This window comes from Methylobacterium sp. WL6 (assembly GCF_008040095.1).
In the GTDB taxonomy this organism is placed as follows: Bacteria; Pseudomonadota; Alphaproteobacteria; order Rhizobiales; family Beijerinckiaceae; genus Methylobacterium.
This window is the reverse complement of sequence record NZ_VRVH01000283.1, coordinates 1-5,844: the sequence shown is the minus strand read 5'-3', so window position 1 is coordinate 5,844 and position 5,844 is coordinate 1. Positions and strand designations below refer to the sequence as shown.

Here is a 5,844-nt window from a genome sequence, read left to right as displayed (position 1 = left end):
TCCCCGAGCCGGCGCCCCACCCGCTCCACGCCCCGGCCCGCGCCTGGCCGGAGACGAACTGCTACGTCGACCTCTGGATCGAGCTGCTGCACGCCCGCGGGCTCGAACCGGAGGGGATGCTCGGCTTCACCCTGCGCCAGGATTTCGAGGGCGACCAGTTCACCTTCTTCAAGCCGGCGATGGCCGACATCGAGGCGCTCTACGGCCTGCGCCTGGAGGAGCTCGCCGTCTACGACGGGCTCGAGCGCCACGCGAGCGTCCAGGTCGCCCGCGGCTGCCCGGTGCTCGTCGAGGTCGACGCGATCCACCTGCCCGACACCGCCGGCACCACCTACGGGCGCGAGCACGCCAAGACGACGATCGCGATCCTCGGGCTCGACCCGCGGCGGCGCACCCTCGACTACCTGCACAATGCCGGCCGCTTCCAGCTCGCCGCCGACGACTACGACGGCATCTTCGGCCCTGCCCTGCTGGCGCCCTACGCCGAGTTCGTGAAGGTGGTCGCCCCGCCCCTGCCGCCTCGCGCGCTGCGGGCGGCGGCCCGCACGCTGCTGTGCGGGCATCGCACCCGCGCCCCGCGGACGAACCCCGTGCGCGCCTTCCAGGCGGCGCTGGAGCAGACCGGCGAGGCCCTCGTGCTGCAGCCGCTCTCGGTCTTCCACCGCTACGCCTTCAACACCACACGCCAGCTCGGGGCCAACTTCGAGCTTCTCGGCAGCCACCTCGCCTGGCTCGACGCCGCGGGGCTGGCCGATCTCGCCACCGCGGCGGAGGCGGCGACGCGGCTGGCACAGGAGACCAAGACGTTCCAGTTCCAGCTCGCCCGCGCCTTCGGCCGGCGCAACGCCGCGCCGCTGGCGGCCGCGCTCGAGCGCCCCGCCGCGAGCTACGACGCGGTCTTCTCCGCCCTCGACCGCGCCCTGCGCTGAGGGACGGCGCCGTGGCCCGCCTCCACACCGTCGACGGCATCCCGGCCCGCACGATCGAAGGGCCGTGGTCCCTCGTGGTGACGGCGCCCGGTGCCTGCGCCGGGCCGGGCGAGGCGGCGAGCCTGCCGGGCTGGATTTCGGCGGAGGTCCCCGGCACCGCGGCCGTCGCGCTCCGTGCGGCCGGCCTCTGGTCGGAGGCCGAGCCGACGCCGCTCCACGGGGCGGACGTCTGGTACCGCACCGCGCTGACCCTGCAGGGCCGCGAATCCCTCCGCTTCGAGGGGCTGGCGACGCTCGCCGAGATCTGGGTCGACGGCGTGCTCCGCCTTAAGACGCGCTCGATGTTCCTCGCCCACGCCATCGCGGTCGAGGGGACGGGCACGGTCGAGCTCGCCCTGTGCTTCCGCGCCCTGCAGGCCGAGCTCGCCCGGCCCAACCGGCGCGGGCGCTGGCGCCCTCGCCTGGCGACGCCCGGAGCGCTGCGCCACGTCCGCACCAGCCTGCTCGGCTTCATGCCCGGCTGGTGCCCGCCGATCGACACGGTCGGCCCGTACCGGCCCGTCACCCGGACCGCGATCGGTCCCGGTCGTCCGTACGTGCTGTCGGTCGACCTGCGCGCCGCGCTCGACGGCGGTACCGGCCGCCTGCGCCTCGGCCTCGCCCTCGCCGATGCCGGAGGCTCCCGGCTGACGCTCCGCTGCGCCGGGGCAGAGGCGGTGATCGAGGCCGACGCGGCGGGCGGCTTCGCCGGCGAGGTGCTGATTCCCGAGGTCGCCTTGTGGTGGCCGCACACCCACGGCGAGCCGCGGCTCCACGCGGTCGAGGCCGAGATCGACGGCCATGTGCTGGCGCTCGGTCGCGTCGGCTTCCGCACGATCGCGCTGGAACGGCCGTTCGCCGAGGGCCTGAGCCTGACGATCAACGGCGTGCCGGTGTTCTGCCGCGGCGCGTGCTGGACGCCGGCCGACCTCGTCGGCCATTCGGCCGAGGCGTGCCGCCCGCTGCTGGCGCTCGCGCACGAGGCCGGCATGAACATGCTGCGGGTCTCCGGCATCACGCTCTACGAATCCGACGCCTTCCACGACCTGTGCGACGAGCTCGGCATCCTGGTCTTCCAGGACCTGATGCTCGCCAACTTCGACTATCCCGTCGACGATCCGGCCTTTCGGGAGGTGCTGCTCGCCGAGATCGACGGCTTCCTCGACCGCACCCAGGCCTCGCCCTCGCTCTGCGTCCTGTGCGGCGGCAGCGAGGTCGCGCAGCAGGCGGCGATGCTCGGGTTCCCCCGAGACGCCTGGACCGGGGGCCTCGCCGAGGACGTCCTCGCCGCCCGCGTCGCCCGCCTGCGGCCGGACCTCGTGGTGGTGCCGAACTCGCCCTTCGGCGGGGACCTGCCGTTCTCGACCGAGGCCGGGCTCGCCCACTATTACGGCGTCGGCGCCTACCGCCGGCCGCTGGAGGATGCGCGCCGCGCCGAGGTCGGCTTCGCCTCGGAATGCCTGGCCTTCGCCAACGTGCCCGAGGACGCGACGCTGCGGGAGGCTGACCTCCTGGACCCCGCCGGCCCGGCCTGGGCCGCGGCGATCCCGCGCGACCGCGGCGCGGATTGGGATTTCGAGCAGGTCCGCGACCACTATCTCCAGACGCTGTTCGGGCTCGACCCCGAGACTCTGCGTCGCGACGACCCGGACCGCTACCGCGCGCTCGCCCGCGCGACGAGCGCCGAGGTGATGGAGGCGGTGTTCGGCGAGTGGCGCCGGGCGCGCTCGCCCACCGCCGGCGGGCTCGTGTGGAACTTCCGTGACCTCGCCCCCGGGCTCGGATGGGGCGTCGTCGATGCGGCCGGCCGCCCGAAATCGGCGTGGTACGCCCTCAAGCGCGCCTTCCGGCCCATCCAGCTGGCGATCTCGGACGAGGGCCTGAACGGCCTGCACCTCCACGTCCACAACGAGGCGGCCGCGCCGCTGTCCGCAACGTTGCGGCTCGTCTTCAGCGATGCCGAGGGGCGCGTGGTGCAGCAGGCCGAGCGCGCGATCGCGTGCGATCCGCGCAGCTCGGGAACCTGGTCGAGCGCGACGCTGCTCGGGCGGTTCTTCGATGCCACCGGAAGCTACCGCTTCGGCCCCCCCGCGCACAGCCTCGCCCATGCGAGCCTGATCGGCCCGGACCGCGACGGCGTCCTCGCCGAGAGCTTCCACTTCCCGCAAGGGCGCGATCCGGCACCGCGCCCGATCGGGCTCGCCGCCGCGATCGAGGCCGGCGCGGCCGGTCCCGTCCTCCGGGTCGCGGCGGACCGCTTCGCGCTCTGCGTGCGGATCGAGACCGAGACGGACGCGCGTCCCGCCGACGACGGCTTCCATCTCGCGCCCGGCACGCGGCGGCGCATCGCCCTCGTCGGGGACGGCCGTCCGCGCGGGATCGTCCGGGCCGTCAACACAAACGAGATCGTGAGGTTCTAAAACCTTGATGATGCACGCTCCCTTGCCGCAGCGCCTGTCGCCCCTCGAAGCGGAACCGGTCGTGATCGACGGCCTGTTCGGATGGTTCAGCCCGGGCATCGGCCGGCGCGGCGTGATCCTGTGCGGTGCGACCGGCTTCGAGCAGCTCTCGGCGCATCGCCCGTGGCGGGCACTGGCCGGACGGATCGCCGCCACCGGCTGCGCGACCCTGCGCTTCGACTATCCGGGCGAGGGCGATTCGGCGGATGCGGGCGCCGGGACGCTGGCGGCGTGGCGCGATGCGGTCCGCAGGGCGGTGCGCTTCCTGCGCGAGGAACCGGGGGTGACGGAGGTCGTCCTCGTCGGCCTGCGGCTCGGGGCGACGCTGGCGGCGCTCGTGGCCGAGGAGGGCGGCGTCGACCGGCTCGTGCTGATGGCGCCGTGCCGGACCGGGCGCGGGTACCTGCGCGAGATGAAGCTGCGGGCCCCGGCGGTGAACCAGCTGTCGGACGGCACCGCGCCGGCCGAGATGCCCGGTCGCCTCTCGGTCGGCGGCTTTCCGATCGGCCCGGAGCTCGCGGCCGACCTTGCGCGGATCGACCTCGCTTCGGCGACGGTCCGGCCGGCGCCCGAGATCCTGATCCTCGGCGCGGAGACCGACGCCCTCGCCAAGCGCTACGCCGCGCTCGGCGCCGCGGTGACGGCGGGCGCCCTGCCCGGCCTCGCCCAGCTCGTCGGCAACCCACTGTTCTCGGAGGCACCCGAGGCGGCCTTCGCCGAGGTGGTCGCCTTCGCGACCGCAGGCGCCCTGCCCCGGCCGAATTCGGCGCGCGCCGTCGCGGCGCCCGCCCATCTTGCCGGAGACGGCTGGCGGGAGGAGGCGGCCCGGTTCGGGCCGGGGCTGTTCGGCATCCACGCCCGGCCGACCGGCCCGTCGACGGGGGCGCCGACGGTCCTGTTCATCGCCGCCGGCCTCAGCGCGCATTCCGGCTGGGGCCGGCAGGCGACGCGGATGGCCCGCGTTCTCGCGGCCGAGGGCGTGCCGTCGCTGCGGATGGATCTGGCCGGGGTCGGCGACAGCGCGGATCGGCCGGGCGGCGCCTCGCCGATGTTCTCGGCCGACACCCTCGACGATTTCCGTCACGCCCTGGACCACCTGGAGGCGCAGGGCGCGAGCCGGGTCGTCCTCGTCGGCAATTGCAGCGGCGCCTACGCGGCGTTCCAGGCGGCCTGGCGCGACCGCCGGGTCGCGGGCGCGCTGCTGGCCAACCTCTACTGTTTCGACTGGCACCCGGACGACGACGTCGACGCCGTCGTGCGCCGGACGGTGGGAAGCGCCGCGACCTATGCCGCCCTGCTCCGGCGCGGCAGCACGTGGCGCCGCCTGCTCAAGGGCGAGGTCGGCGTCCGGGCGATCGGCAGCGTGCTCCTGCGCCGCGGCCTGTGCATGGCCGAACGCCGGTGGAAGGCGCTGTTCCGTCCGGCGCCCGAGGGCGGCAGCGTCGCGCGCCGGATCGCGGCGATGCGCCGGCGCGGCGCGCCTCTGCGCCTCGTCTACGCGGTCGGCGATCCCGGGATCCCCGCCCTGCGCAGGCATGTCGGCCGCACGCCGGAGCGGGCCGCCCGGCGCCTCGGCGCGCCGGTCGCGATCATCGCGGGCACCGACCACAACCTCGCGACGCCCGCCGCGCAGGCCGAGCTGGTCACGATCCTGCGGGACCTCGTCGCCACCGTCGTCGCGAGTCGCCCCTGACGCCCCGCCGGCCGCGCGGCCGCGGGGGGCGGCGAGACAACGCAGGCGAGGGGCTTCACAGGGCGGGTCCCACCGCCTACCTTCGGGGTCCCAGCAACGAACGAAAGGAGGTGATCCAGTGTCTCATTGTCATCAGCCGCTGTCTTCGGCTTACCGGACCTGGACCGTCGCCTCCGGCGCCTCCTTCTAAGGGCGCTCGAGCCGCACACTCGGGACAGTTTCGGCCGGACCGCGGTTCGGCAATGGAAGGGCCGCCCTCACGGGCGGCCCTTCGGCTTTTCGGGGGGCACGGCGATCGCGTCGCCGTGCCGATGCGAAGCCGGTTCAGCGCTTCTGGAACAGCGGCTGCGCCAGCGCCTCGGTGCGGGCGCGCCACAGGTCGCGCTCCTCGCGCATCGCGTCGAGCTCGTCGCGGATCTGATCGCGCTCCGCCCGGAAGTGATCGCGCTCGGCGCGGATTTCCTGGAGGGCGTTCATCTCGATCTGCACGTGGTTGCGCAGCTCGCGGATCTCCTGGGCGAGCAGGGTCTGCAGCTCGCCGTGGCGGTCGGCCTCGAGCCGAAGCTTGGCCTTCAGCATCAGGTTCTCGGCCATCAGCTCCGAGACGTCCTCGGCGTCCGAGTTCGAGCGCGGGGCCTCGGCCGGCTGCTGCACGATCCGGGGCGACCAGGCCTGCTCGGCGGCGCGGGCCTCGGGGCGCGGCGCCGGGCGCGCCTCGGCATGG

At 74.7% G+C, this 5,844-nt stretch carries 3 protein-coding genes and 1 pseudogene; 3 read left to right on the top strand and 1 reads right to left on the bottom strand.

Annotated features, from left to right (window positions below):
- From FV230_RS23505 to FV230_RS23495, 3 genes are all read left to right on the top strand, one after another.
- A partial coding sequence (locus tag FV230_RS23505; RefSeq protein WP_147844115.1) for a DUF1839 family protein occupies positions 1-929 on the top strand: 929 nt, incomplete at its 5' end.
- 11 nt (positions 930-940) lie between these two features.
- On the top strand, positions 941-3,388 hold the full coding sequence (locus FV230_RS23500; protein ID WP_147844114.1) for a glycoside hydrolase family 2 protein: 2,448 nt from the start codon (positions 941-943) through the stop codon (positions 3,386-3,388).
- Positions 3,389-3,395: 7 nt separating this feature from the next.
- Positions 3,396-5,120 carry an alpha/beta fold hydrolase gene (locus FV230_RS23495; protein WP_147844113.1) on the top strand — a complete coding sequence of 575 codons (1,725 nt, stop codon included), beginning with the start codon at positions 3,396-3,398 and terminating at the stop codon, positions 5,118-5,120.
- 324 nt (positions 5,121-5,444) lie between these two features.
- Here the strand turns inward: FV230_RS23495 and FV230_RS29910 are convergent.
- Positions 5,445-5,844 (bottom strand): annotated as a pseudogene (locus FV230_RS29910) (ATPase); the annotation flags it as partial.

Coding starts and splice junctions, on each gene's coding strand:
- FV230_RS23495 (WP_147844113.1), top strand. CDS start 3,396: ATGATGCACGCTCCCTTGCCGCAGCGCCTGTCGCCCCTCGAAGCGGAA.